Annotated in this window: 21 protein-coding genes; 15 read left to right on the forward strand and 6 right to left on the reverse strand. The window is 39.5% G+C overall.

The window, feature by feature from the left end:
- Positions 1–27: 27 nt before the first annotated feature.
- Positions 28–969: an AraC family transcriptional regulator gene (locus RU93_RS08855; RefSeq protein ID WP_071875263.1), complete on the reverse strand. Its 942-nt coding sequence runs from the start codon at positions 967–969 to the stop codon at positions 28–30.
- A 76-nt stretch (positions 970–1,045) separates the two neighbouring features.
- On the opposite strand from RU93_RS08855, the gene xylA reads away from it, so the two are divergent.
- From xylA to uxuA, 6 genes are all read left to right on the forward strand, one after another.
- Entirely contained in the window at positions 1,046–2,353 is a 1,308-nt protein-coding gene (gene xylA, locus RU93_RS08860; protein ID WP_071875264.1) for a xylose isomerase, read from the forward strand.
- Between the two features lie 18 nt (positions 2,354–2,371).
- A complete protein-coding gene (gene xylB / locus RU93_RS08865) occupies positions 2,372–3,862 on the forward strand; it encodes a xylulokinase (protein ID WP_071875265.1) in 1,491 nt (496 codons plus the stop codon).
- Between the two features lie 125 nt (positions 3,863–3,987).
- Positions 3,988–5,928 carry an alpha-glucuronidase gene (locus tag RU93_RS08870; RefSeq protein ID WP_143139436.1) on the forward strand — a complete coding sequence of 647 codons (1,941 nt, stop codon included), beginning with the start codon at positions 3,988–3,990 and terminating at the stop codon, positions 5,926–5,928.
- A gap of 23 nt (positions 5,929–5,951) precedes the next feature.
- Positions 5,952–7,076 carry a GDSL-type esterase/lipase family protein gene (locus RU93_RS08875; RefSeq protein WP_071875266.1) on the forward strand — a complete coding sequence of 375 codons (1,125 nt, stop codon included), beginning with the start codon at positions 5,952–5,954 and terminating at the stop codon, positions 7,074–7,076.
- Positions 7,077–7,099: 23 nt separating this feature from the next.
- Entirely contained in the window at positions 7,100–8,719 is a 1,620-nt protein-coding gene (locus RU93_RS08880; RefSeq protein WP_071875267.1) for a mannitol dehydrogenase family protein, read from the forward strand.
- A 12-nt stretch (positions 8,720–8,731) separates the two neighbouring features.
- Positions 8,732–9,802 (forward strand): mannonate dehydratase, encoded by a 1,071-nt coding sequence (gene uxuA / locus RU93_RS08885; protein ID WP_071875268.1) that lies wholly within the window; start codon positions 8,732–8,734, stop codon positions 9,800–9,802.
- Positions 9,803–9,944: 142 nt separating this feature from the next.
- On the opposite strand, the gene trxA is transcribed toward uxuA, so the two are convergent.
- From trxA to RU93_RS08905, 4 genes are read right to left on the reverse strand one after another with little or no spacing between them, the layout of a single operon-like run.
- Positions 9,945–10,259, reverse strand: a complete 315-nt coding sequence (gene trxA, locus RU93_RS08890) for a thioredoxin (RefSeq protein WP_071875269.1) — start codon at positions 10,257–10,259, stop codon at positions 9,945–9,947.
- A gap of 27 nt (positions 10,260–10,286) precedes the next feature.
- The gene (locus RU93_RS08895; RefSeq protein ID WP_071875270.1) at positions 10,287–10,583 is read right to left on the reverse strand and encodes a rhodanese-like domain-containing protein; all 297 of its coding nucleotides are present in this window, start codon (positions 10,581–10,583) and stop codon (positions 10,287–10,289) included.
- Positions 10,576–12,228, reverse strand: coding sequence for an FAD-dependent oxidoreductase (locus RU93_RS08900; RefSeq protein WP_071875271.1), 1,653 nt, complete (start codon positions 12,226–12,228; stop codon positions 10,576–10,578). The genes RU93_RS08895 and RU93_RS08900 overlap by 8 nt, the downstream gene beginning before the upstream one ends.
- A complete protein-coding gene (locus RU93_RS08905; RefSeq protein WP_211272581.1) occupies positions 12,229–12,546 on the reverse strand; it encodes a rhodanese-like domain-containing protein in 318 nt (105 codons plus the stop codon).
- A 161-nt stretch (positions 12,547–12,707) separates the two neighbouring features.
- Here RU93_RS08905 and RU93_RS08910 point away from each other — a divergent pair, with 161 nt between their 5' ends.
- Together RU93_RS08910 and RU93_RS08915 are read left to right on the forward strand one after the other, a co-directional pair.
- Complete coding sequence (locus tag RU93_RS08910; protein ID WP_071875273.1) at positions 12,708–15,164, forward strand: FAD-dependent oxidoreductase; 2,457 nt, start codon at positions 12,708–12,710, stop codon at positions 15,162–15,164.
- A 45-nt stretch (positions 15,165–15,209) separates the two neighbouring features.
- The gene (locus RU93_RS08915; RefSeq protein ID WP_071875274.1) at positions 15,210–15,470 is read left to right on the forward strand and encodes a metal-sensitive transcriptional regulator; all 261 of its coding nucleotides are present in this window, start codon (positions 15,210–15,212) and stop codon (positions 15,468–15,470) included.
- Positions 15,471–15,668: 198 nt separating this feature from the next.
- Here RU93_RS08915 and RU93_RS08920 read toward each other — a convergent pair whose 3' ends face one another.
- Complete coding sequence (locus RU93_RS08920; protein WP_071875275.1) at positions 15,669–16,502, reverse strand: alpha/beta hydrolase; 834 nt, start codon at positions 16,500–16,502, stop codon at positions 15,669–15,671.
- Between the two features lie 246 nt (positions 16,503–16,748).
- On the opposite strand from RU93_RS08920, the gene allE reads away from it, so the two are divergent.
- The 7 genes from allE (at position 16,749) to allC (ending at position 24,822) form a co-directional block, all read left to right on the forward strand.
- Positions 16,749–17,534 carry a (S)-ureidoglycine aminohydrolase gene (allE, locus tag RU93_RS08925; RefSeq protein WP_071875276.1) on the forward strand — a complete coding sequence of 262 codons (786 nt, stop codon included), beginning with the start codon at positions 16,749–16,751 and terminating at the stop codon, positions 17,532–17,534.
- 13 nt (positions 17,535–17,547) lie between these two features.
- Positions 17,548–18,615, forward strand: coding sequence for an ureidoglycolate dehydrogenase (allD, locus tag RU93_RS08930; protein ID WP_071875277.1), 1,068 nt, complete (start codon positions 17,548–17,550; stop codon positions 18,613–18,615).
- A 25-nt stretch (positions 18,616–18,640) separates the two neighbouring features.
- The gene (gene fdrA, locus RU93_RS08935; RefSeq protein ID WP_071875278.1) at positions 18,641–20,404 is read left to right on the forward strand and encodes an acyl-CoA synthetase FdrA; all 1,764 of its coding nucleotides are present in this window, start codon (positions 18,641–18,643) and stop codon (positions 20,402–20,404) included.
- Positions 20,405–20,406: 2 nt separating this feature from the next.
- Entirely contained in the window at positions 20,407–21,672 is a 1,266-nt protein-coding gene (locus tag RU93_RS08940) for a YlbE family protein (protein WP_071875279.1), read from the forward strand.
- A gap of 6 nt (positions 21,673–21,678) precedes the next feature.
- Positions 21,679–22,521, forward strand: coding sequence for an oxamate carbamoyltransferase subunit AllH family protein (locus tag RU93_RS08945; RefSeq protein WP_071875280.1), 843 nt, complete (start codon positions 21,679–21,681; stop codon positions 22,519–22,521).
- Positions 22,522–23,460 (forward strand): carbamate kinase, encoded by a 939-nt coding sequence (gene arcC, locus RU93_RS08950; protein ID WP_071875281.1) that lies wholly within the window; start codon positions 22,522–22,524, stop codon positions 23,458–23,460.
- A gap of 141 nt (positions 23,461–23,601) precedes the next feature.
- Complete coding sequence (gene allC / locus RU93_RS08955) at positions 23,602–24,822, forward strand: allantoate deiminase (protein WP_071875282.1); 1,221 nt, start codon at positions 23,602–23,604, stop codon at positions 24,820–24,822.
- Positions 24,823–24,828: the final 6 nt, after the last annotated feature.

Consider the following 24,828-nt stretch of genomic DNA (forward strand, 5'->3'; position numbering starts at 1 on the left):
CTTTATAAGACGTGCGACGTTCCGTACTTACTTTTTAGTTGTAAGAAGTTCTGTCATCACTGCTGCACTTTCAGCTTTTGAATAGATGTGTTGGCGATCGATTTGCTCGTGGCCACTATGCGTGGTCGTGATTGTCGCTCGTTGATTCATCTGATTGCGAAATTGTTTGGGTGTTTGGTGGTAAAGATCTTTAAAGGCACGATTTAAGTAGCGCAAGTCCGAAAAGCCACAAGCTTCGCTGATGTGGAGTAAACCGTGATCGGTATTACTTAATAGGAAATACGCTTTTTCACAGCGTATAACGTTTAAGTAGTGTTGAAAGGAGAGACCAAAATTCTTATGAAAAAAATGGGATAAGTAATTGACCGATAAGTTTTCTTGTTTGGCAATATCTGCTAAGAATAATGTTTCGTGGTAATGCTGCTGGATATAGTGACTAATCCGGCGAATGCGTTCTTGACGTGCGAAGTGAGCCCCTTGTTTGGCTTCAGGGATTAATTCGTAAGGCGCACATTGTAGTAAATAATACAGAACAAGTGAGGCGTGGCCGTGACACGCTAACGCAAAATAATCTTCTTCTTGAAAGAACGAATCACAAGTCGTAAATAAATGGTGTAATAACTCTTTAAAAAACGGTCGCTCGTTTAGGTTAAGTGCCTGATTATGAAACGAAATTTCATTAATCTGTGGAAAAAAAGTTGCAAATTCTTTTGTCCCTAATTGTAAAATCAGTAGTTTTGCTTGTTCTTTAGAGAGCAGTTCATGTAGCTGACAGGAATTAATGACCAGACATTCCTGTTCTTGTACGGTTATTTTTCGGCCTTCCGTTTGGACAATTAATTGTCCTTTTAAAACGTAAATAAGCTCCAGATCCGTATGCAAGTGGGGACGCCGATAATTCATATCAATTAAGAACGCATGGACGCCTTTTGATTGACGATGCTCAATCAGTTCAAATTCATTCGACATTATTTTGACTCCCTTCTATCTCATAATATAAAGGATGTCAGATTCATTATCAAATAAAAATTAGGAGGAAATAACAATGGCATATTTTGAAAACATCAACAAAGTTCAATACGAAGGGGTAAAGACGGACAATCCATTTGCTTTTCGTCATTACAATCCTGAAGAAATCGTCTTAGGTAAAACAATGAAGGAACATTTACGTTTTGGAATTGCTTATTGGCATACCATGACACAAGATGGATCAGACCCATTTGGTAGTCCAGTCAATATCCGTAATTGGTGCGGAGAAACACCAATGGAAACAGCTAAAAATCGCGTAGAAGCTTTCTTTGAAATTTTAGAAAAATTAGGCGTCGAGTATTTTTGTTTCCATGATGTCGACGTTGCACCAGAAGGCGATTCATTAGAAGAATTTTTCCAAAACATTGATGAAATTACGGATTTAATCAAAGAAAAAATGGATCAAACAGGCATTAAACTCTTATGGAATACAGCAAATATGTTCTCCAATCCACGCTTTGTGAATGGTGCAGCGTCTTCAAATAATGCAGATGTCTTTGCTCATTCGGCTGCGCAAGTGAAAAAAGGCCTTGATATTAGTAAAAAATTAGGCGGCGAGAACTATGTTTTCTGGGGTGGTCGTGAAGGCTATGAGTCGTTACTAAATACCGATATGAAATTAGAACAAGACAACATTGCCCGCTTATTCAAAATGGCGATTGCCTATGGGGAAAAAATCAATCATAAACCACAATTTTTAATTGAACCAAAACCAAAAGAGCCATCAAGTCACCAATACGATTACGATGCCGCAACTGCGATGGCATTCATTCAAAAATATGGATTAGAAGGCGACTTCAAATTAAACTTAGAAGGCAACCATGCGACGCTAGCAGGTCATACGTTTGAACATGAGCTAGCAGTAGCGCGTTGTTATGATGCATTAGGATCAATTGATGCCAATCAAGGTCACCCGTTACTCGGTTGGGATACAGATGAATTCCCGACGAATGTTCACGATACGACCCTTGTGATGGTAGAACTGTTAGAAAATGGAGGCATTGCACCAGGTGGGATTAATTTTGACTCTAAAGTTCGCCGTTCATCGTTTGCAATGGAAGACTTATTCTTAGCACATATTGCGGGAATGGATACGTATGCACGTGGCTTAAAAGCAGCAGCTGCCCTCAAAGAAGCTCGTTTCTTTGATGAACTAAAAGAAAAACGTTACGCAAGTTATACAACGGGTATTGGTGCGAAAATCGTGGCGGGTGAAGAAGATTTAGAAAGCTTAACCACGTATGCTTTAGCAAATGACGAAATAAAAATGGAATCAGATCACTTAGAATTTGTTAAATCTCGTTTAAATGATTTTTTATTCTAAGCATGAAGAGGTGAGAAAATGGCTTACGTTTTAGGACTTGATTTAGGGACGAGTTCCTTAAAAGGCTTATTGATGAATGAAAAAGGTGAATCTTGTGGAACTGCCACAGCGGATTATCCGTTACTCCATCCCGCCTCTGGCTATAGTGAGCAAGATCCAGCAGAGTGGATTCGCGCATGCGAAATCGTTTTTGAAACTTTGAAAGCGGCGGTTCCTGATTTTACCGAGGAACTACAAGGCATTAGTTTTTCTGGTCAAATGCATAGTCTAGTCGTCTTAAATGACGAACAAGAGGTGTTACGCCCAGCAATTTTATGGAATGATGTACGAACGAGTGCCCAATGTGCCAAGATTATGGCAACATTTGGCGATGACTTGTTAGCCATTACCCAAAATATTGCTTTAGAAGGCTTTACGCTACCTAAGATTCTTTGGCTTCAAGAAAATGAACCTGAAATTTGGCAAGAAGTCCGTCACTTGCTATTACCAAAAGATTATTTAGGTTTTTGGCTAACGGGTCAACAACATATGGATTATTCGGATGCAGCAGGAACCTTACTATTAGATGTTGCGAAAAAAGAGTGGTCGACTGAGATACTCAATCAGTTTGCCATTCCCGCAACGTATTTGCCGCCATTAATTGATTCCCAAGGAAAAACAGGCGTGATTCGCCCAGCATTAAGGCAGCGTTTTGGTTTTAAACACGAGATCCAAGTATTTGCTGGTGGTGCTGATAATGCTTGTGCGGCAATTGGTGCAGGTATTTTAGAGGTTGAAACCGGCATGGTCAGCATTGGAACATCGGGTGTCTTTTTATCCTATGAAGACACGAAAATCCCCCATTATGCAGGCCAGCTCCACCTGTTTAATCATGGAATAAAAGATCGTTACTATTCAATGGGGGTAACGTTGGCAGCCGGCCATAGTTTAAGTTGGTTTAAAGAAACATTTGCAAAAGACCTCAGTTTTGAAGAATTGTTAGCTGGTGTGGGAAACATTGGTCCAGGCGCTAACGGATTACTTTTCACACCTTATATTGTCGGTGAACGAACACCGCATGTGGATAGTCGAGTTCGGGGGAGCTTTATCGGAATTGATACGACGCATACCCTGTCCCATTTTAGCAGAGCCGTTTTGGAAGGCATTACGTTTTCATTAAAAGACAGCCAACAATTAATGGAAACCATCGCTGGAAAAACGTTTGACAAAATTATTTCTGTCGGTGGTGGTGCCAAAAATCCCGAATGGTTACAAATTCAAGCTGATATTTTCGGGACTGAGATTCTTTGCCTCGAAGTAGAAGAAGGACCTGGACTTGGTGCGGCGATGTTAGCCGCAACGGGACTCGGTTGGTTTGCAAGCCTCCAAGAGTGTTCGGATACTTTTGTTTCGTACAAAAAAGGGGCGAGTCCAATCCCAACTAATGTCGAAAAATACCAAAAAATCTATGAGACGTATCAAAAGGTCTATGCGGCAACGAAAGACATTTGTTATGAATTAGGAGAATAACAAAAAATTGGGCTGTATGATTTGTAGTGTTGATAGAGAATCTCTTTAAGATTTTCTTTCAACACTTTTTTGATTTTTTAAAGGAAAAGCAAGATAAACGATATATGAAAGGAATTTTAGATAAAATGAGAGATAAATGTTGGTTAAGTAAGCAAGTGGATCGTGCTTTTTTCAATTCATTTCAAATCGATTCTAAGGATTTAATTTCGAATACAATAATCAAAGAAATGCCTATTTTATTTAAAGAAATTGAAAAAGTTTCTCAAAATGCAGCTATTTTATTTCAATTAATTCAAGATGATTCTTTAGGCGAAGAAGGATTTAACATTAAAAGATGTGAATCGACGATTATTCAAGCAAATACGTCAAAAGGACTTCTTTACGGGATGTACCGTCTATATGAAGAAATATTATTAGGAAATCAATTCAAAGAAATTATATCAATTCCAGACCAATCCATTCGTATGATTAATCATTGGGATAATATGGATGGGACAATTGAGCGCGGCTATGCAGGAGAATCAATTTTTTATGCGAATAATCAGTTCCGACGGGATTGGACAATTGTCCATGAATATGCTCGATTGCTAGCATCGATCGGAATTAATGCGTTAAGCATCAATAATGTAAACGTACACAAAGTTGAAACGAGATTAATAACAATGGATTTTATCGAGGACTTAAAAACGATGAATGCTATTTTTTCATCTTATGGAATTAAGCTGTTTTTGAGTATAAACTTTGCTTCGCCCATTACAATTGGTCGTTTAGAAACGGCAGATCCCTTAGATGAGAGAGTTCAAAATTTTTGGCAGAAGATAGTCTCTAATTTATATAAAGAAATCCCGACATTTGGTGGGTTTGTCGTAAAAGCCGATTCTGAAGGGGAACCCGGTCCGTTTGCATATGGCAGAGGACACGATGATGGCGCTAATATGTTCGCTGAAATTCTGAAGCCATTTGGTGGAATTTGTATCTGGCGTTGTTTCGTATATAACTGTAAACAAGATTGGCGCGATCGGAGTATTGATCGGGCAAGAGCAGCATATGATCATTTTATGCCACTTGATGGTCGTTTTTCTGACAATGTCATTTTACAAATCAAATTAGGCTCGCTTGATTTTCAAGTGAAAGAACCAGTATCTCCCCTATTTGGCGGTTTGAGAAAAACAAATCAAATCATTGAATTCCAACTTACGCAAGAGTATACAGGTCAACAAAGAGCGGTCTACTATCAAGCCCCTGTTTGGAAAGAAGCACTTGATTTTGATACAAAACATGATTATTCTCCAAGTGTCGTCAAAGGTTTATTGAAGTCTAATTCAATCGATTCTAAGAATTCAGGGATATGTGCTGTAGGAGTAGTAGGGATGGATGAGAATTGGACACATCATAAATTAATGCAAAGTAATATTTATGCTTATGGGAAGTTATGTTGGGACAATCAACTGACCAGTGAAGAAATGGCAAATAATTGGAGTAAATTAAGTTTTATTCTAAGTGACCAAGGTCATAAAACGGTATCTGAAATATTAATCACTTCTAGAGAAACATACCGTTTATACAATGCTCCTAATGGTGTTGGCTTCATGTGCAAACCACATATCCATTATGGTCCTGATGTGGATGGCTATGAATACGATCGCTGGGGAACGTATCATTTCGCAGATCGCAATGGGATTGGTAATAATCGATCCAAAACAGGTACGAAATATGTCGAACAATATTCAAGCCAACGTTGTGAAGAATATCATAACGTAAAAACGTGTCCAGATGATTTGTTGCTATGGTTTCATTACGTGAAATACGACCATAAACTCCAAAATGGAAAGACGCTGATTCAAGATATCTATGATAACCATTTTGAAGGTGTGGAGCGAGTTCAAAAATATATTGCACAATGGCAGACTTTGGAAAATGAAATCGATGAGGAAAGTTATTCGAATGTCAGTGGATTACTAGACGAACAGTATGACATGGCTATTGAGTGGAGAGATCAAATTAACACGTATTTTTTCAGAAAGTCAGGTATTTCTGATAAATATAATAGGAATATTTATAACTAAACGAATGATTGTAGGTGAAAAAAATGGAGTGGAATAGTATATGGGGCTATTGTCAAATTGATTATCAATCCTGGCCTTCTAAGATACAGAGTGATATTCAGCGAATAACGATTGTCAATAACCATGATTTTTCTAGTATCAGAATGAAGTTTGCGAATCTTTATGGAATGGAACCAATTATTTTCTCAAAAGTCAGCATCCGAAATCTATCGGCATCCTTAGATCAGTCAAAAGAAGTAACCGTATTAGGGAGTGAAAGAGTCAATCTTCTTCCAGGAAGTAGGCTAATTAGTGATCCTATTTATATACATGCGAATCCAGGAGATGTCTTGCAAATTGAAACGATTCTAGCAGAACCTGTAGAAATAAATGGTGGAATCGTGACGTACTCAAGAAGGGTCACTGAAGTCACTAATTTTGATAACGATCGTTTAGTTTTACAAAAAAATCTATTTAAGATGGTACACGAGAATAATCGGATGCAATTTATTTATGGCATTGAAGAATTGCTCATTCCGCATGACCCTCAACAAACGAAGATTGTTTTTTTTGGTGACTCACTCGTTCACCAGGGATTCATAGTAGACCAATTAACATTAAGATTCCTAAAAACACAAAAAAGGAATACGTCTATTATTAATAAAGGGATTGGTGGGAGCCGAATCCTTTTTGGAACAGATAAAAATAGTGACGATTATAATCGTCACGGACAATCAGGTTTGTTACGATTCGAAAAAGATTTATATTCCTCAGGACCAAAAGAGATTATTATTGTTTTGCATGGGATTAATGATATCTTAACGACTCAGTATAATAATGCTACTGAGATAATCAATGGACTGAAAATGTATAAAGAAATCGCACATGTGCATCATTCAAAAGTAATGATTTGCACCTTGATGCCTTTTGGGAACTCTCAATTTTATTCACCAGCATTAGATGAAATCCGGCAAGAAGTAAATGATTGGATTCGTTCTAGCGTAGCGACTGATGACTATTTTGATTTAGACAAAATGGTCAGAGATCCGCTCAGACCGAATTGTTTAGATAGGAACTATGATACAGGTGACGGATTACATTTAAATGAATCAGGTGGTCGTCATATTGCAAAATCAATGGAGCTCAATCAGATTTTTGAAGAATCATAAAAAAGGAAAGAGGGTGAGAAAGCGTGAAACTATCCAAAAAAATAATAACTAAGTCCTCTGATCTAGCTGATCGGGGTTATTTATTACCCCGTTATGATGTAGATAAGGTTACACGAAAAACGTTAGAAGAGCCACGGTGGGTTCAATTAGGAGCAGGTAACATTTTCCGAGCATTTTTAGCGCCTCATCAACAGCAACTATTAAACGAAGGTGTAGTAGACACAGGAATCATTGTTGCCGAGGGCTATGATACTGAAATTATAGATGTTTTGCAACGTTATGATAATTTAACAATTAATGTGACTCTTAAAAGCGATGGTAATCTCACGAAAGAAATTATTGGAAGTATTAGTAAATATGTAAAGATGGAAAATGATTCCGATGATTTTATTCTTTTAAAGGAGATTTTTCGAAAGCCAAGTTTAGAAATGGTTAGTATGACTATTACAGAAAAAGGCTATAGTTTAGTTGATAACCATGGAGAGTTAATGCCCTTAGTCAAAGCAGATTTTGAAAATGGACCTTATAATACTCAAAGTTATTTAGGGAAGTTAACGACGTTACTTTTTGAACGGTATCAAGCAGGAGCTTTTCCGCTAGCGCTCGTGAGTATGGATAATATGAGCCATAATGGGGAGAAATTGCAAAATTCGGTATTCGCTTACGTCAATCGATGGGTAGAAAAGCAATTAGTACCGATCGATTTCAGCGAATATATCCTGAATAGTGGGAAAGTATCTTTTCCCTGGACGATGATTGACAAAATAACGCCACGTCCAGATGCTAAAATTGAAGCTTTGTTAGAAAAAGATGGTCTAGAAGACATGTCTCCAAGTCAAACATTAAAACATACCTTTGTGGCTCCGTATGTTAATGGAGAGGAAACGGAATATCTCATTATTGAAGATAATTTTCCTAATGGGAGGCCTTTACTAGATAAGACAGGTATTATTTATACTAAGCGAGAAACGGTAAATAAAGTAGAAACAATGAAAGTAACCACTTGCTTAAATCCGTTACATACAGCCTTGGCAATTTTTGGATGCTTATTCGACTATCATTTTATTCATGAAGAAATGCGGGATCCGGACTTGGTCTCCTTAATCAAAGTGTTAGGGTATCAAGAAGGGTTACCGGTTGTGATGAATCCTGAGATTATCAATCCAGAGAAATTTATTGATGAAGTGATAAATACACGCTTAGCTAACCCTTTTATCCCAGACACACCTCAGCGGATTGCGACGGATACTTCTCAAAAGTTATCAGTACGTTACGGGGAAACGATTAAGTCATACGTGGCATCTTCAACATTAAATGCCCATTCATTGAAGATTATTCCACTGGTTCTAGCAGGATGGCTACGTTATTTAAGTGGTATAAAAGATAGTGGGGAAATGTTTGAAGTCAGTCCCGATCCAATGTTACCGGTTTTACAGCCTTTATTCTCTGAATTTAAATTAGGAAAAACGAATGCGATACAAGAGATTGAAACATTGCTTCGTAATGAGAAGATTTTTGGACTTGATTTAGTGGAAGTAGGGTTATCTGATTCGATTATTTACTTATATGAAGAAATGTCAAAAGCTCCAGGAGCCGTTCGATTGACAATAAAAAACGTTCTATCAGAAATAAAATCAAATTAGAGGAGTGTCTTTATGAAAATGTCTTTTCGTTGGTATGGTCAAGGTAATGATCCAATTTCTTTAGATGATATCCGTCAAATTCCAGGAGTAGAAGAAATTGTCTGGGCCTTACATGATAAACAGGCTGGAGAATTGTGGACAGAACAAGAAGTACAAAAGGCAGTTCATTATATAGAAAATCATGGATTAAAAGCAACAATTGTTGAATCAATTAATATTCATGAGGATATTAAATTGGGGTTGCCGACCCGAGATGCGTATATTGAAACGTATAAAGAAAGTCTAAAAAATTTAGGTAAAAATGGTGTCAAAGTTATTTGTTATAATTTTATGCCGATTTTTGATTGGACTCGAACAGAGATGTTTCATCCGTTGTCAGATGGCTCAACTGCTTTATTTTTTGATAAAGAAAAAATTATGTCAATTGATCCACAAGAATTAGTTGAGATTGTAGAAAAAGAAAGTCGAGGGTTAACCTTACCTGGATGGGAACCCGAACGACTAATAAAGATTAAAGAGTTATTTGATGCCTATCAAGGCTTTACAGATGATAAATTAAGAGAGAATTTTAACTATTTTATAGATGCGATTATGCCAACCTGTGAAGAATATGATATAAAAATGGCTATTCATCCAGATGATCCACCATTTTCAATTTTTGGATTACCTCGTTTAGCCAACAGTCAAGAAAATATCAGAAAGTTATTATCTTTAAATACAAGTGTTTATAATGGCTTAACTTTTTGTACGGGATCACTGGGGGCAGACTTAAATAATAACTTAGTCGACATGTTAGACGAATTTAAAGACCGAGTACATTTTATGCATGTTCGAAATGTTAAAGTGTATGATAATGGTGATTTTAGCGAAGTCTCGCATCGTACCCAAGATGGAACGGTGGATATTACGGGGATAATGCGAACTTTAGCCAGAATGAATTTCGAAGGGTACGTTCGTCCTGATCATGGTCGACATGTATTTGGTGAGAATGAAACGAATGTTCGACCTGGATACGGTTTATATGATCGAGCGATGGGTGCGATGTATTTAACCGGTTGTTGGGATATGGCTAAAGGATTGTAATATAATAGGTATCAAGTTATCTACCTTATAGCGTGAAAAGAGTATCTATCTTAAATGATTTCACAATTCATTCCCGCTTTTTACCATAAAAAACCACCGCTCACGTTCTTCTGAAACGTGAGCGGTGGTTTTGATTGTTTTCCTATCCCATCAACGGGTTCAAAACCGCTTCTAATCGAGTTTTCATTTGAACGCCCATCAAGCGATCAACCAGTCGACCGTCTTTAAAAACGAGGAGTGTGGGGATACTTTGAATGCCAAACTGCACGGCAAGTTCACCTTCGTTATCGACGTTAACTTTACTGATTTGCAGTTGCTCAGAAGAATATTCTTTGGCTAACTCTTCTAAAATCGGTGTTTGCATCCGACAAGGACCACACCAAGGGGCCCAAAAATCAACGAGATGTAATCCGTGACCGATTGTTTGTTCAAATTCTTTTTTTGTTAAGTCTTTCATGTGTTTTCCCTCCTGATTCCGTTTGAATTAGGCCATTTCGCCTGGCCAAGATGAAGTGCCACCCATTACATTGGTGACGTCATAGCCTTGTTGGCTCAAAAATTCAGCAGCTCGGACAGAACGTCCGCCAGATTGACAAATAATAAAATATTCTTGCTCTTTTTCGAGCGTATCAAAGGTTTCTCCTAGCGTGCTTAAAGGGAGGTTTTTAGCATTTGGAACGTGGCCTGCTTCGTATTCGTCTATTTCACGGACATCGATAATGGGGAGTTGATGCCGTTTTGCTTCTTGGTAAAATTCGGGCATGCCGATTGATTTATACATGTTCAATTTCCTCCGGTAATACGGTGTTGTATAACGAAAACGCACCGTCTAGATTTTTTGCTTTAAAGCCTGCTTGTTTTAATAGTCTCTCTGCGACATAGCTACGTAATCCGCTATGACAACTAATAATATATTCTTGATTTTGGTCGAGTTCGTGGATCCGACAACGTAAATCATTTAATGGAATTTGGATACTATCTTTAAATTGACCTTGTTTTATTTCGCTAGGATTGCGGACGTCTAAAACAACCTTACCATTTGCGACTGCTTCTTTGACTTCGTGCCACTGGATTGACTCGCTGAGGCCCTCCATTAAGTTCAATGCGACGTAACCAAGCATATTGACTGGATCTTTAGCCGAACCAAACGGTGGGGCATAAGTAAATTCTAATTCTGGTAAATCTTCAACGGTTAAGTTCCCTTTAATGGCAGTCGCGAGAATGTCAATTCGTTTATCAACGCCTTTTTGGCCGACGCCTTGTGCGCCGTAAATGGTTCCAGTCTCAGGATTGAAAATCAGTTTTAACGTGATATCAGTCGCACCTGGATAATAGCCAGCATGGTCTTTTCCAGAAGTGTGAACGACTTGATAAGGAAGTCCTGCTAAGCGGACGGCTCTTTCACTTAAACCGGTAGAAGCGGCTGTCATGTTAAAGGTCCGAACAATCGCGGTTCCAATGCTCCCTTTATTTTTGCGTTTTAAACCAGAGATGACGTCGGCTACTTGTCGACCTTGGCGATTTGCGGGAGATGCGAGTGAAATCAACGCGTCTTCGCCGGTAATTTGATTTTTAACGACGATTGCGTCCCCAACGGCATAAATGTCTTTTTGGCTCGTTTCGTAGTTTTCATCGACTAAAATTCCGCCGCGAAGTCCAAGTTCAATCTTAGCGGATTGAGCTAAGTGATTTTCAGGTGTGACACCGACCGAAAGAATGGTTAATCCTGAAGAAAGTTCACTGCCGTCTTCGAGCACAATTGTTCTTCCTTCATCTTTAAAAGCGACCGCAGATTGAGAAGTAATCACGCGAACGTTGTTGGCTTCTAGTTCTTTTTTAACAAACGCCGCCATTTCTTCATCGAGTGGTGGTAAAACGTGTGGTGCTTTTTCAACGATTGTGACTTTTATGCCACGCATTTGTAGGTTTTCTGCCATTTCCAAACCGATAAAACCTGCGCCAATGACAACGGCTTCTTTAGGTTGTTCTCCATCTAAAACGGTCATAATATTATCTAAATCCGGAACATTTCGTAAACTAAAAGCATTTTTTGCTTCAGCGATGCCCTCAATTGGCGGGACAAAAGGTTTCGCACCTGGAGATAAAATTAAGTGATCATAAGTCTCGGTAAACGTTTGGTCTTCGTGTTTGATGGTAACCATTTTCGCATGACTATCAATGCTTAAGACTTCATGGTGGGGACGAACATCTAGGTTGAAGCGCGCTTGTAGAGACTCAGGTGTTTGGACAAGTAATTGACTACGCTCACCAATCTCACCGGAGACATAATACGGGAGTCCGCAGTTTGCAAACGAAACAAACGGTCCTTTTTCAAAAATAATAATTTCTGCTTCTTCGTTTAAACGACGTAAGCGGGTAGCTGCAGACATACCACCTGCAACACCACCAATGATAATAACTTTCATTTATTTTCCTCCTCTAATTTTCCCGGTCCATTGACTCATGCCGCCACGGACGTTAATTACATTATACCCCATCTTCTTTAATTGTTTCGCTGCACTTTTACTGCGCATCCCAGATTGGCAAATGAGATAAATCGGTGCTTCTTTGGCTCCTTTATATCCAGAAATTTTATTTAATGGGACATTGATTGCTTTTGCGATATGCCCTGACCGGTATTCGGATGGGTTTCGAACATCTAAAATTGTAATATTCTTTGTTAATTCAGCTTCGAGTGCGGTTGTCGTAATCGAAGGAATTGTTTGAAATAAACCAAACATCATGTCACTCCTTTATCAAATTAAAATACCTTACGGGGTATATTAAACCTTGTTTAGATTCGTTTGTCAAGGGAGAAGTTTGATAGTTTTATCAAAAAGAACTTGACAGTTATACCTGGTAAGGGTATATTTCCTTTGTATTGTGAAAGGGGCTTGAAAAAAATATGTCAAAAAAAATTGTGATTATTGGAGGCGTCGCGGGTGGTGCAACTGCTGCAACGCGTTTACGTCGTTTAAATGAAACCGATCAAATTATCTTATTAGAAAAAGGAGAGTATATCTCTTTTGCCAATTGCGGCTTGCCATATCATGTGGGTGGGGTCATTAAAGAGCGAGACAATTTATTGCTGCAAACAGTGGAAGGAATGCATGCGCAATATGACCTCGATATTCGGAATTTTTCTGAAGTTACTAAAATTAATCCGGAAACCAAAAGTGTCACGATTTATCATCATCAAACAAAAGAAACCTATGAAGAGAGTTACGATCAACTTATTTTGTCAACGGGAGCGAAAGCAATTGTGCCCCCGATTACAGGATTAGCAACAGCTACGAATGTCTTTTCACTACGGAATATTCCGGATATGGATCAGATTCAAGCATATATCAAAACACAAAATGTCCAAACAGCGACGGTTATCGGCGGTGGTTTTATTGGCCTAGAAATGATGGAAAACCTTGTTGAATTAGGTATCGATGTGCAATTAGTCGAAATGGCACCACAAGTCATGCCAAATGTTGATTTTGAATTGGCGCAACAAATTCATCAACAAATCAATTTACATGGTGTCAATCTGATTTTAAATGATGGATTAAAAGAAATTCAAGAAGCGGGTAAACGTCTAGTCCTAACAAGTGGTCAAGTCTTACAATCGGACTTAACGATTCTCTCCATTGGGGTGACGCCTGAAAATACATTAGCCAAAGAGGCGGGCTTAACGCTAGGATTTCGTGGCGGTGTAAAAGTTGATCATCATTTCCAAACGAGTCAAAAAGATATTTATGCGATTGGTGATATGATTGAAGTGACGGATTTTGTGACGCAAGAAGCAACCCATGTACCGCTTGCTTGGCCAGCGAATCGTCAAGGTCGCTTAGTGGCAGATGTCTTAAATGGCTTGCCGATTCATTATCCTGGGACAGCGGGTACTTCAGTAGCGAAAGTCTTTGAGTTAACGATTGCTGCAACGGGGAATAGTGAGCGACTCTTAAAACAAAAAGGAATCGACTATCAAGCGATTCATTTGCATCCGAATTCTCATGCCGGCTATTATCCGGGTGCTAGTCCGATTCACTTGAAATTATTGTTTGATGCTTCTGGTAAGATTTTAGGAGCACAAGCGATTGGGACCAAAGGGGTTGAAAAACGGATTGATGTAATTGCAACTGCCATGCGTTTTGGTGCCAAAGCCGATGAACTTGCTAGTATCGAGTTGTCTTATGCACCGCCCTATTCAAGTGCGAAAGACCCGGTAAACCTCCTAGGGTATACTGCCGATAATCTCCTAAATCAGCGTGTCCGAACGTTTCAATGGCATGAAGTCGATGCTCTTTTGGAAAAACAGGCCTTTTTCCTTGATATTCGAGAAGAATTTGAACTGGCTACTGGAAAATTAGCGAACCCTACATGGATTCCGTTGAATCAATTGCGTCAACGTTTAACAGAGTTACCCAAAGACAAGATGATTTATGTGTATTGTCAAGTGGGACAAAGAGGGTATAATGCCGCTCGTTTATTAATGGCACATGGTTTTGAAGTGAAGAACTTGGATGGTGGTTATAAAACGTATAAACAAGCGAAGTATCAGCTAAAATTGGTGACACCAAAAACGCCGGCTGTTTCGACTCAAACAACAAATGCTCCAATTACGAATCAACCAAAAGCGCCAATGATTGAACTCGATGCGTGTGGCTTACAATGTCCGGGGCCGATTTTAAAAGTGAAACAAGCCATCGATCAAATGGAAGATGGCCAACAATTAAAAATAGTAGCAAGTGATTTTGGGTTTAGTGCCGATATTGCTGCGTGGTGTGAAAATACAGGAAATACCTTACTTTCTAGCGACTTAACGAATAATCAAGTCAATGTGTTAATCGAAAAAGGACAAGTAGGATCTTCTGCTACGCCTGCGATGACAGAAGGTGTGTTAAGAGAAACGAAAGAAGGCGCCACAATGGTCGTCTTCAGTGGTGAGATGGATAAAGTCTTAGCGTCGATGATTATTGCGTCTGGAGCTGCAGCGATGGGCAAAGACGTCACCATCTTCTTTACCTTCTGGGGCTTAAGTGCATTGAAAAAACAACGCATTAAAAAAAGCGGATTAGCTAAAATGTTTGATATGATGTTGCCAAAAGGTGCAGCATCGTTGCCAATTTCGTCGATGAATATGGGCGGACTCGGGAACAAAATGATTAAACATGTGATGAAGAAGAAAAATGTTGAATCCTTACCAAAAATGATTGAACAAGCTAATCAACTTGGGGTGAAATTCGTTGCTTGCACGATGAGTATGGATATTATGGGCATTGAACCAGCTGAACTCTATGATTTCGTCGAATATGGTGGTGTTGCGACGTATTTAGGCGACAGTGAATCAGCAAACTTGAATTTGTTCATCTAATAACGGTAAAATAATGGGAATAAAAGAAAGACCAGGTGAAAGCGTATGGAAAAAGAAAATAAGAAAGTCATCAATCGCTTGCGTCGTGCGGAAGGCCAATTAAGAGGGATTCAAAAGATGATTGAAGATGAGCAAGAGTGTATCGATGTCATTACCCAATTAAGTGCAGTTCGCTCTGGGATTGATCGGGTGATGGGCATGATTATGGCTGAAAACTTGAAAAATTGTTTTATAGACCCAGAAAACGATCCGGAAGAACAAGCAAAAAAACTAGAACAAGCGATTAATATGATTATCAAAAAGTAACAGCAAAGGCACTTGCCATCGTGGATAGAAAAACGTGATGAAACTTGTCGATAACCGTAATTCGTAAAAAAAAAANCCCTCTTTTATATTCCAATCAATGCGATATTGGAATAAAGGAGAGATGCTTAGAGCCAGCTTGTGTGTTTTTTTATGAGAAAAATCACTAAACGACGTGAAGTAGGAATCGTCTTACAACGCTCATGCTTCTTCTAGAAAAGTAATCACTGCTTGGTAAACATTGAGTGTTTCGGGTGTCGCTTGACGATCAAAATCGTGCTCATTTCCTTCAATTGTAATCAATTGATTGGTTGGAACGAGCGTGCTCGCCATCCGCGAGAGTTCATAAGGAACGTCTGAATCTTGGGTACTATGCACAAAAATTGTTGGTGGAAAAGAGTTTAACGTATCCTCATTTAATGAGAAAGTCGCGACATCGCGTAAAGAGGGTAAGATTTTTGGCAACCAGTTACCAAATTGACGACCCGATAAATAAATCGGATAACGTTTAAACATCTCGCCGCTGACAATCGGTTTTTGTTCAATTAAAGCTTCGACTTCCATCGGTGCTACGCGCGGAAAAACGAGATATTGTGGATTAGGTTGTCGAAAGGCTGGGACGTCTAAGGTATAATACCCGTAAAAACTAATGAGATGTTTTGGCGTAAATCCTTCTTTGATTAAGAGGGCGGCTAAGTAACCCCCAGCTGATCTTCCCATTAAGGCATAATCAGAGGAAAATCCCCATGAAGGAAGTATTTCAATCGTTTTTTCAAGAGTCTGTTTGAGAGTTGCGAGAATGGTCGGTAACTTCACTTCCGGTGCCAACAAGTAATCTAAGGTAATCACGGGATGTCCTGCGTTTGTAAAAGCCTCGATATACGCGTGCGGTAAGTCATCGCGTTGTCCAAAAACGAGTCCGCCACCGTGAAGATAGATAATCGCCTCTTTTGTCGTGTTTTCAGGAGTATAGATACTCGCTTCGATTATGGGCGATGAGTCCGTTAAAATTTGTGAAATTTTTTTGGTAAACATTTGTGATCCTCCTATTTGAGTGTTATTTTTTTATTCTAACGTTTCTATTTGAATATATTATGTCACAAAGATACAAAATGAAAGGATTATTTGTATTAGATGCACAATGACGAATCGTCACGAAGCGCTTACAATGGGTGTAGAGATTAATTGAAGGAATAAAGCGATTGTTAAACGATACAGGCATTGCACAAACAATTAAAAATCCCTCAAGTAGCTAAACAAAGAAAGAGGAGAGAATTCAATATGGGTTACAAAAATAATCGAGTCGGCTATCAAAAAGAAATATTAACATCAAGAGCAGTTGTGCGGAAAAATAATTACGCGATCCTACCACATGATGGTCTAGTAAAAAATAGTATTCCAGGTTTTGTTAATGTCGAAATTTCGATCTTAGGTTCACCACGTTTAGGCGCGAATTTTGTTGATTACATTGCAACGTTTTTAGAAAATGGTGCACAAGAAACCGGTTTTGGTGGCGATGGTGTTGAAACAATGGTTTATGTGATTGAAGGGAAATTGACAGTTTCAGATGGCGAGGAAGAACATACATTAGAGACAGGTGGTTATGCGTATTATCCAGCTGGTGTGAAAATGTTTATGAAGAATGCTCAAACGGAAAATACAGAAGTCTTTTTATACAAAAAACGTTATGAAGTCTTAGAAGGTCATGAAACGTATAAAGTCATTGGCAACGTCAACGACTTAACACCAATTGAGTACGAAGGAATGTCAGATGTGTTGTATTATGAATTTTTACCAACAGAAACAGCCTTTGATATGAATTTACACATTTTAACGTTTAAACCAGGAGCAAGTCATGCGTACGTTGAAACACATTTCCAAGAACATGGTGCTTACTTACTCAGCGGTCAAGGAATGTATAATTTAGATAATGAGTGGTATCCTGTAGAAAAAGGCGACTATATCTTTATGAGTGCGTATGTACACCAAGCTGCTTATGCTGTTGGTCGCGATGAACCGCTATCTTACGTCTACTCAAAAGATTGTAATAGAGATCCCCAAATTTAAGGAGCCGATAATCATGACAGAAACAGAAATAACGGTGTTAAAACCGGAAATTTTACATCAATTAATTAAGAAAAAATTAATGAAGGCGAGTTTGCCAGAAGAGGCTGCCAATGAAGCAGCGAATCATTTAGTGTTTGCGGATGCTTGTGGGATTCATTCTCATGGAGCCGTTCGTGTTGATTATTATGCGGAACGAATTGCCAAAGGAGGAACGACGCTTCATCCGAATATTACGTTTGAAAAAACAGGGCCTTCGACAGGGATCGTCCATGGAGATAATGGCATGGGGCATTATGTATGTAATGAAGCATTAAAATATGCACTCGAAATGGTTGAGGAATCAGGTTTGGCTTTTGTAGGGATTTCTCAAACGGGGCATAGTGGTGCGTTATCTTACTACGTGAAAAAAGCGGCAGAAGAAGGCTATGTCGCGCTATCGATGTGCCAATCCGATCCAATGGTTGTCCCATTTGGTGGCAGTGAAAATTATTTCGGAACAAATCCCATTGCTTTTGCCACACCATGTGAAGGGCAACCACCCGTTGTCTTTGATATGGCTACAACAGTACAAGCTTGGGGCAAAATTTTAGATGCGCGTTCGAAACAACGCGAAATCCCGGATACTTGGGCGGTTGATAAAGAGGGGAATCCAACAACTGATCCAAATGCGGTGAATGGCTTATTGCCAATTGCAGGTGCAAAAGGGTATGGCTTAATGATGATGGTCGATATTTTAGCGGGCTCATTACTGGGCTTACCATTTGGAAAACATGTTTCGTCGATGTATGATGACTTAACAGCAAAACGGAACTTAGGTCAAATGTTTTTACTGATTGATCCAGCCAAATTCACCGATCCGATTGCTTTCCAACAACGCATTCTTCAAATGGTAACCGAGCTGCATGCAATTAAACCAGCAAATGGATTTGACCAAGTCTATTACCCAGGAGAATTGAGCAAAAAATGTTACGATAACTATATGGCAGAAGGTATTCCGGTTGCAACACCAATTGTCGATTACTTACAAAGTGAGACCGTTCACTTTGATCAATATGGTGGCAAAGGTGCCTTTGCTAAATAATCCAAGAAAGAGAGTGAAGAAGTGGATGTTACACACAATTATTGAAAAAAATAGTTACCAAGATTCAATCGTTTTAATGTTATTGACGAACCATTTAGAAGAAATGGAAGGGGTCAACAGTATTTCTGTCATGATGGGGACACCTGCTAATAAAGATATTTTTAAAACGGGTGGCTTGTATACAGAAGAATTAGAAACGGCTACACCCAATGATATGGTGATTGTCGCGGATTTAGATAATGCGGATATGATTGAGGCAATTGTAACGGCAGCACAAGATTACTTGGATGAACAAGGTAAGAAAAACAAAGGCGGCGCGACGGAAGAACGCGTGAAAACGTGGGATAAAGCGTTAGAATTAGGAGAAGATGCCTCTGTTGCGATTTTCTCTATTCCTGGAACGCATGCAGCCTTAGAAATTGAAAAAGCGATTGAAGAAGGCAAACATGTTTTTTGTTTCAGTGATAACGTTGCATTGGAAGATGAAGTTCGTTTGAAACAATTAGCACACGAAAAAGGCTTATTATTAATGGGTCCAGATTGTGGAACAGGGATTATTAACGGTGTCCCAATTGCGTTTACCAATGCTGTGCGTAGAGGCAAAATTGGTGTGATTGGCGCTTCTGGAACAGGGATTCAAGAAGTGACGACAATTATTCACAAATTAGGTGCCGGTGTAACCCATGCGATTGGAACAGGCGGACGTGACTTGAAAGAAGCCGTAAATGGTGTGACTTTCAAAGATAGTATTGCTTTATTAGAACAAGATCCAGATGTTGAAGTAATCGTGGCGATTTCAAAACCACCAGCTGCACGCGTTCGTGGTGAAATCTTAGACTTGCTACGTGCTTCTAAAAAACCAGTTGTAACGATTTTCTTAGGTGAAAAACCTGAAAATCATGAAAAAGGACTTTACCATGCACATACCTTAGAAGAAACAGCGAAAATTGCCGTTCAACTAAGCAAAGGGCAAGAGCCAACAGGTGAAGCGGATGCATTCGTTGTGCCAGAAATCGCCTTGAAACCAACTCAAAAAAATATTAAAGGTTATTATTCAGGCGGAACACTCGCGTATGAAGCCGGTATGTTAATCAAAGAAGCGATTGGTTCAGGAAGTTTAGATGGCATGGATGGCTACATTTTAAATGAAGCTGGTCATGAAGTGATGGACTTAGGGGATGATATGTATACCCAAGGGAAACCACATCCAATGATTGACCCATCAAAACGCAAAGAATTATTAGAAAAAGCCGGACAAGACGAAGAAACAGCCGTTGTGTTACTCGATATCGTTTTAGGTTACGGCTCACATGAAGATATGTCGAGCGCGCTTTCACCAACGATTAAAAAAGTCAAAGCGGATGCCCAAGCAGATGGCCGTGAATTAGCGATTATTGCGACGATTGTTGGAACGGATGAAGATCCACAAGATATGGATGGCCAACGTCGTATCTTGGAAGAAGCAGGTGTCATTATCTGTGAAAGCAACGCACAAGCAGTGAATACAGCGTTAGCGATCATCGGCAAACCACTTGTTGAAGAAGTGAAACCGATTGTTGATAAAGAAGCAACAACGGCGACAATTCCAGCTGTCTCTAAAACACTGAATACGTTACTTACGACTGATAAGTTTTTAAACATTGGGTTGAGTAGTTTTGCCGCTGCAATCACAAACCATGGTGGAAAAGTCGTTCAGTTTGATTGGCAACCTGTTGCTGGTGGCAACGTGCAATTACAAAAAGCGTTAAACTTCTTGAACAAAGTATCATTGAAAAGTGAGGGGAAATAAACATGGTTTACCAAACAATTGATGAAGCAAACCAAGCAGTCGTTTCAAAAATTATCGCAGGAGCACCCTATTTATTAGACGTCGTGCCTGCACATACAGTCATTGAAGAATTAAATGAAGGAAAAGTCTTACTTCATGCTGGACCGCCAATTCAATACGAGCAAATGGTTGATCCGATTCAAGGCGCATGTATTGGCGCAGTCTTATTTGAAGAATGGGCGCAAACGCCAGAAGATGCTCGTGCCTTACTTGAAGCAGGAGAAGTGACGTTAATTCCTTGTCACCACGTGGATGCTGTTGGACCAATGGGCGGTATTACCTCTGCACATATGCCGGTTTTAGTCGTTGAAAATAAAACAGACGGCAATCGCGCTTACTGTACAATGAATGAAGGAATTGGCGCGGTCTTACGTTTTGGTGCGAATTCAGAAGAAGTGATTAATCGCTTGCGTTGGATGCGTGATACCTTAGCACCTACGTTAAGTAAAGCAATCAAAGTTCGTGGCGAAATGAATATTAATGTTCTTGTCGCAAAATGTATTGCAATGGGAGATGAATTCCACCAACGTAATATCGCAGGTTCATTAGCCTTCTTAAAAGAAATGGCTCCAAGCATCGTCAAATTAACGGATGTTGAGCAAACAGCTAAAGAAGAAGTGATGCAATTCTTAGCAGATACGGATCAATTTTTCTTAAATATTATGATGGCTGCTGCAAAATCGGTGATGGATGGCGCGCGGATGATTCAAGAAGGAACGATTGTAACGGCAATGTGTCGTAATGGCTATGAGTTTGGAATTCGTATCGCTGGAATGGGTGACGAATGGTTTACTGGTCCAGTAAATACACCAAAAGGCTTATACTTCTCTGGATTTTCAGAAGAAGACGCTGCGCCTGATATGGGAGATAGTGCGATTACCGAAACGTATGGTGTCGGCGGAATGTCTATGATTGCGGCTCCTGCCGTAACACGTTTTGTAGGTTCAGGTGGTTTCTATGACGCACTGAATACAAGTAACGAAATGACCGAAATCACGATTGATCATAATCCAAACTTCCCAGTACCAACGTGGGATTTCCAAGGAATTCCAATCGGGATTGATGCACGTAAAGTTGTTGAGACAGGTATTTTACCAGTCATCAATACTGGTATTGCGAACAAACAAGCGGGTAAAGGTCAAATTGGGGCGGGAACCGTTACGCCACCAATTGATTGTTTCGAAAAAGCCGTTTTAGCGTATGCAAAAAAATTAGGATTTAAGGACTAGAAAAAAATGACACATTTACAGGGTAAAATGGATCGCTCTCTTTGGCAAAAACAAGCAACAACGTGGTTTTTGCATAGTACCTATCAGCGAACGTTTAATTTAACCAATCAGGATCATCAAGAACTGGCGTTAGTGGCTCCAATCGATTTCCCCTGTTTACCAGGGGGCATCTATTTGCCCTATCCCATATTTGACGAAGTATTTGGTGCGATTCAACAATTGCAGAAGGTTACGCTTCATGAAAATCAGCTTGTTTTTTATTTGGATCAAAAAAAAGTGACCGTGACAATGGGAGAAACGTTTGATTCGAGACTACAGATTCATCCGTCCATTTTACCCAGTGAGTGTCTTTTTTTGCAAAAAATTCAAGAAAACAATGAAATGACCGGCTTCGATTACCCATTAAGTGCGTTTTCGAGTGCCAAAACATTCCCGTTTCGTCAAGAAATTCAAGGGTTGTTTTCAAATGAATTAACGGACAAACAACAAAGTTTGACCTATTTAGTTGGACGCGGTCGCGGTTTGACTCCGTCAGGCGATGATTTTTTGTTAGGGTGGTTGCTTGTACAACAACTAAAACAAGACAATCTCGAAAATAATGAGTTAATCATGCAAAAAGCGCAAAGTCCTGACTACACGACGGATGTGAGTCGACATTATTTGCGGCGGGCTGCGATAGGATGTTACAGCCAAGCATTATTAAATTTAGCAAAAGCGTTAGTAGAACCAACAAATGAACAAGTAATGGCGCAACGAATCGCCGAAATCGTCGCTCATGGACATAGTTCTGGAGCAGATACGTTGGCTGGAATTGCCGCTACTTTAATCGAAATGAGGAGGAGGAAATAAATGGCTAAACGTGTGGTAATTGCTCTTGGGGGAAATGCGATTTTACGCCCGAATCAAGAAGCAACAGTAGAAGTACAAATGAAAAACGTGCAAATCAGTGCAGAACAAATCGCAAAAATTGAGGCATTAAATTACGAAGTGATCTTAACACATGGGAACGGTCCACAAGTAGGAAATATTTTACAACAAAATGAGCTGGCAAAAGATGTCGTGCCACCCTTCCCGTTGGATGTGTGTAACGCGGAATCACAAGGATTTATTGGTTATATGTTAGAACAAAGCATCAAAAACCGTCTTCGTTCAACAGACTCTACCGCAGATGTTGTAACGATGTTGACACAAATCGAAGTTGACAAAAATGATCCAGCATTTGATCATCCGACAAAACCAATTGGCGTTTTCTATACCGAAGAAGAAGCGAAAGTATTAGAAGCTGAAAAAGGTTGGTTTATGATGGAAGATGCCGGTCGTGGCTATCGTCGTGCCGTGGCATCACCATTACCAGAATTGATCCATGGAGTGAATGCGATTACACACTTAGTTGATAAAAATATGATTGTGATCGCAGGTGGCGGTGGCGGAATTCCAGTTTACCGCGATGAAAATGGTAAATTAGTCGGTTTAGAAGCGGTAATTGACAAAGACCGTACAGGTAAAAAATTAGCGGAGCAAGTGGATGCAGATGTCTTTATGATGCTGACAGATGTTCCAAACGTCTACATTAACTGGGGCAAACCAGATCAACAAAAATTAGAAGAAATTTCGGTTGAAGAGGCGCAACGTTACATGGATGAAGGTCACTTTGCTGATGGTAGTATGGGTCCTAAAATGGGCGCAGCGATTGACTTTGCACGCAGTGGCCGCACAGCGATTATTTGTGCGCTAGATGAAGCAGATTTAGCCTTACAAGGTAAAGCTGGCACAAGAATCGTCGGTTAATGGTGGTATGAAAAACAATCAATCCTTCTTCTTAGCGATTGATTGTTTTTTTGAAAAGAAAAGAGAAGAAACCGTGCGAAACGATCAAGAGAGAATATCATCGCGTAACACGTTATCAATCAAGTTTTGAGGAGGTTTGACATGGAAATTGCAGAAACATATGAACGACGCGATCAAGAATTATCAGCCATTGGAAGCGATCCAACAGGGGGGATGACTCGACTGTTGTACACCGATGTTTGGAAAGCAGGCCAAGAGTATGTAAAGGCTGAAATGGAAGCGTTTGGGATGAAGGCACAGTATGATGCAGTAGGAAATTTATTTGGACGAATTGAGGGAAAAGAACTTCCTGAAGAAACAATTATGTCTGGTTCTCATATTGATACCGTTGTAAATGGTGGTCATCTTGATGGCCAATATGGGGTTCTAGCTGCACTTACGGCGATGGAATATCTTGTGTCGACTTATGGGCAACCGAAACGATCAATGGAAGTGATTTCTTTAGCTGAAGAAGAAGGCAGTCGTTTTCCAACCGTTTTTTGGGGGAGCAAAAATTTTGTCGGTGAAGCGAACAATCAAGAAGTAGCAGAAATCACCGATGCGAACGGCTTACGTTTCGTTGATGAAATGCGTCGTCAAGGGTTTGATTTTAAAGCAGCACAAGCAAAACGCGAAGATATTAAAGCCTTTGTGGAAATCCATATCGAGCAAGGTAGTGTGTTAGAAAAAGAACAACTACAAGTAGCCGTAGTGAACAATATTGTCGGTCAACGCCGCTATACGGTTGTGTTAAAAGGGCAAGCCAATCATGCAGGAACAACACCAATGGGGTATCGTCACGATGCTGTCTATGGTTTTGCGAAAATTTGTAGTGAAGCGATTGATCGTGCAAAAGAAGTGGGCGATCCGTTAGTCTTAACTTTTGGAAAAGTAATTCCAAAACCAAATACGGTCAATGTGGTGCCAGGAGAAGTCGAGTTTTCGATTGATTGTCGCCATACTGATGCAGCAGCTTTAAAAGAATTTACGGAAGCTTTGGAAGTACGTATGAAAGAAATTGCTGCTGAACATGAATTAGGAATTGAAATCGAATTATGGATGGATGAATTACCGATTCCAATGGACCAAACGATTGTGGATGTGATTGAATCACAAGCGGAAAAAGGCAATTATAAATACCGTATGATGCATAGTGGCGCAGGACATGATTCTCAAATTATTGCACCGCACTATCCAACGGCGATGATTTTTGTACCAAGTATTGGTGGGATTAGTCATAATCCGGCAGAAAATACGAATATCGAAGATTTAATCGAAGGAATTAAAATTCTAACCGATACACTCTACGAATTAGCCTATTAAAAAAAA

The organism is Enterococcus aquimarinus (genome assembly GCF_001885765.1).
In the GTDB taxonomy this organism is placed as follows: Bacteria; Bacillota; Bacilli; order Lactobacillales; family Enterococcaceae; genus Enterococcus_I; species Enterococcus_I aquimarinus.

Excerpts from the sequence above, each read along its gene's own strand:
- RU93_RS08855 (WP_071875263.1), bottom strand. The coding sequence starts at position 969 with ATGTCGAATGAATTTGAACTGATTGAGCATCGTCAATCAAAAGGCGTC.
- xylA (WP_071875264.1), top strand. The coding sequence starts at position 1,046 with ATGGCATATTTTGAAAACATCAACAAAGTTCAATACGAAGGGGTAAAG.
- xylB (WP_071875265.1), top strand. The coding sequence starts at position 2,372 with ATGGCTTACGTTTTAGGACTTGATTTAGGGACGAGTTCCTTAAAAGGC.
- RU93_RS08870 (WP_143139436.1), top strand. The coding sequence starts at position 3,988 with ATGAGAGATAAATGTTGGTTAAGTAAGCAAGTGGATCGTGCTTTTTTC.
- RU93_RS08875 (WP_071875266.1), top strand. The coding sequence starts at position 5,952 with ATGGAGTGGAATAGTATATGGGGCTATTGTCAAATTGATTATCAATCC.
- uxuA (WP_071875268.1), top strand. The coding sequence starts at position 8,732 with ATGAAAATGTCTTTTCGTTGGTATGGTCAAGGTAATGATCCAATTTCT.
- trxA (WP_071875269.1), bottom strand. The coding sequence starts at position 10,259 with ATGAAAGACTTAACAAAAAAAGAATTTGAACAAACAATCGGTCACGGA.
- RU93_RS08895 (WP_071875270.1), bottom strand. The coding sequence starts at position 10,583 with ATGTATAAATCAATCGGCATGCCCGAATTTTACCAAGAAGCAAAACGG.
- RU93_RS08900 (WP_071875271.1), bottom strand. The coding sequence starts at position 12,228 with ATGAAAGTTATTATCATTGGTGGTGTTGCAGGTGGTATGTCTGCAGCT.
- RU93_RS08905 (WP_211272581.1), bottom strand. The coding sequence starts at position 12,546 with ATGATGTTTGGTTTATTTCAAACAATTCCTTCGATTACGACAACCGCA.
- RU93_RS08910 (WP_071875273.1), top strand. The coding sequence starts at position 12,708 with ATGTCAAAAAAAATTGTGATTATTGGAGGCGTCGCGGGTGGTGCAACT.
- RU93_RS08915 (WP_071875274.1), top strand. The coding sequence starts at position 15,210 with ATGGAAAAAGAAAATAAGAAAGTCATCAATCGCTTGCGTCGTGCGGAA.
- RU93_RS08920 (WP_071875275.1), bottom strand. The coding sequence starts at position 16,502 with ATGTTTACCAAAAAAATTTCACAAATTTTAACGGACTCATCGCCCATA.
- allE (WP_071875276.1), top strand. The coding sequence starts at position 16,749 with ATGGGTTACAAAAATAATCGAGTCGGCTATCAAAAAGAAATATTAACA.
- allD (WP_071875277.1), top strand. The coding sequence starts at position 17,548 with ATGACAGAAACAGAAATAACGGTGTTAAAACCGGAAATTTTACATCAA.
- fdrA (WP_071875278.1), top strand. The coding sequence starts at position 18,641 with ATGTTACACACAATTATTGAAAAAAATAGTTACCAAGATTCAATCGTT.
- RU93_RS08940 (WP_071875279.1), top strand. The coding sequence starts at position 20,407 with ATGGTTTACCAAACAATTGATGAAGCAAACCAAGCAGTCGTTTCAAAA.
- RU93_RS08945 (WP_071875280.1), top strand. The coding sequence starts at position 21,679 with ATGACACATTTACAGGGTAAAATGGATCGCTCTCTTTGGCAAAAACAA.
- arcC (WP_071875281.1), top strand. The coding sequence starts at position 22,522 with ATGGCTAAACGTGTGGTAATTGCTCTTGGGGGAAATGCGATTTTACGC.
- allC (WP_071875282.1), top strand. The coding sequence starts at position 23,602 with ATGGAAATTGCAGAAACATATGAACGACGCGATCAAGAATTATCAGCC.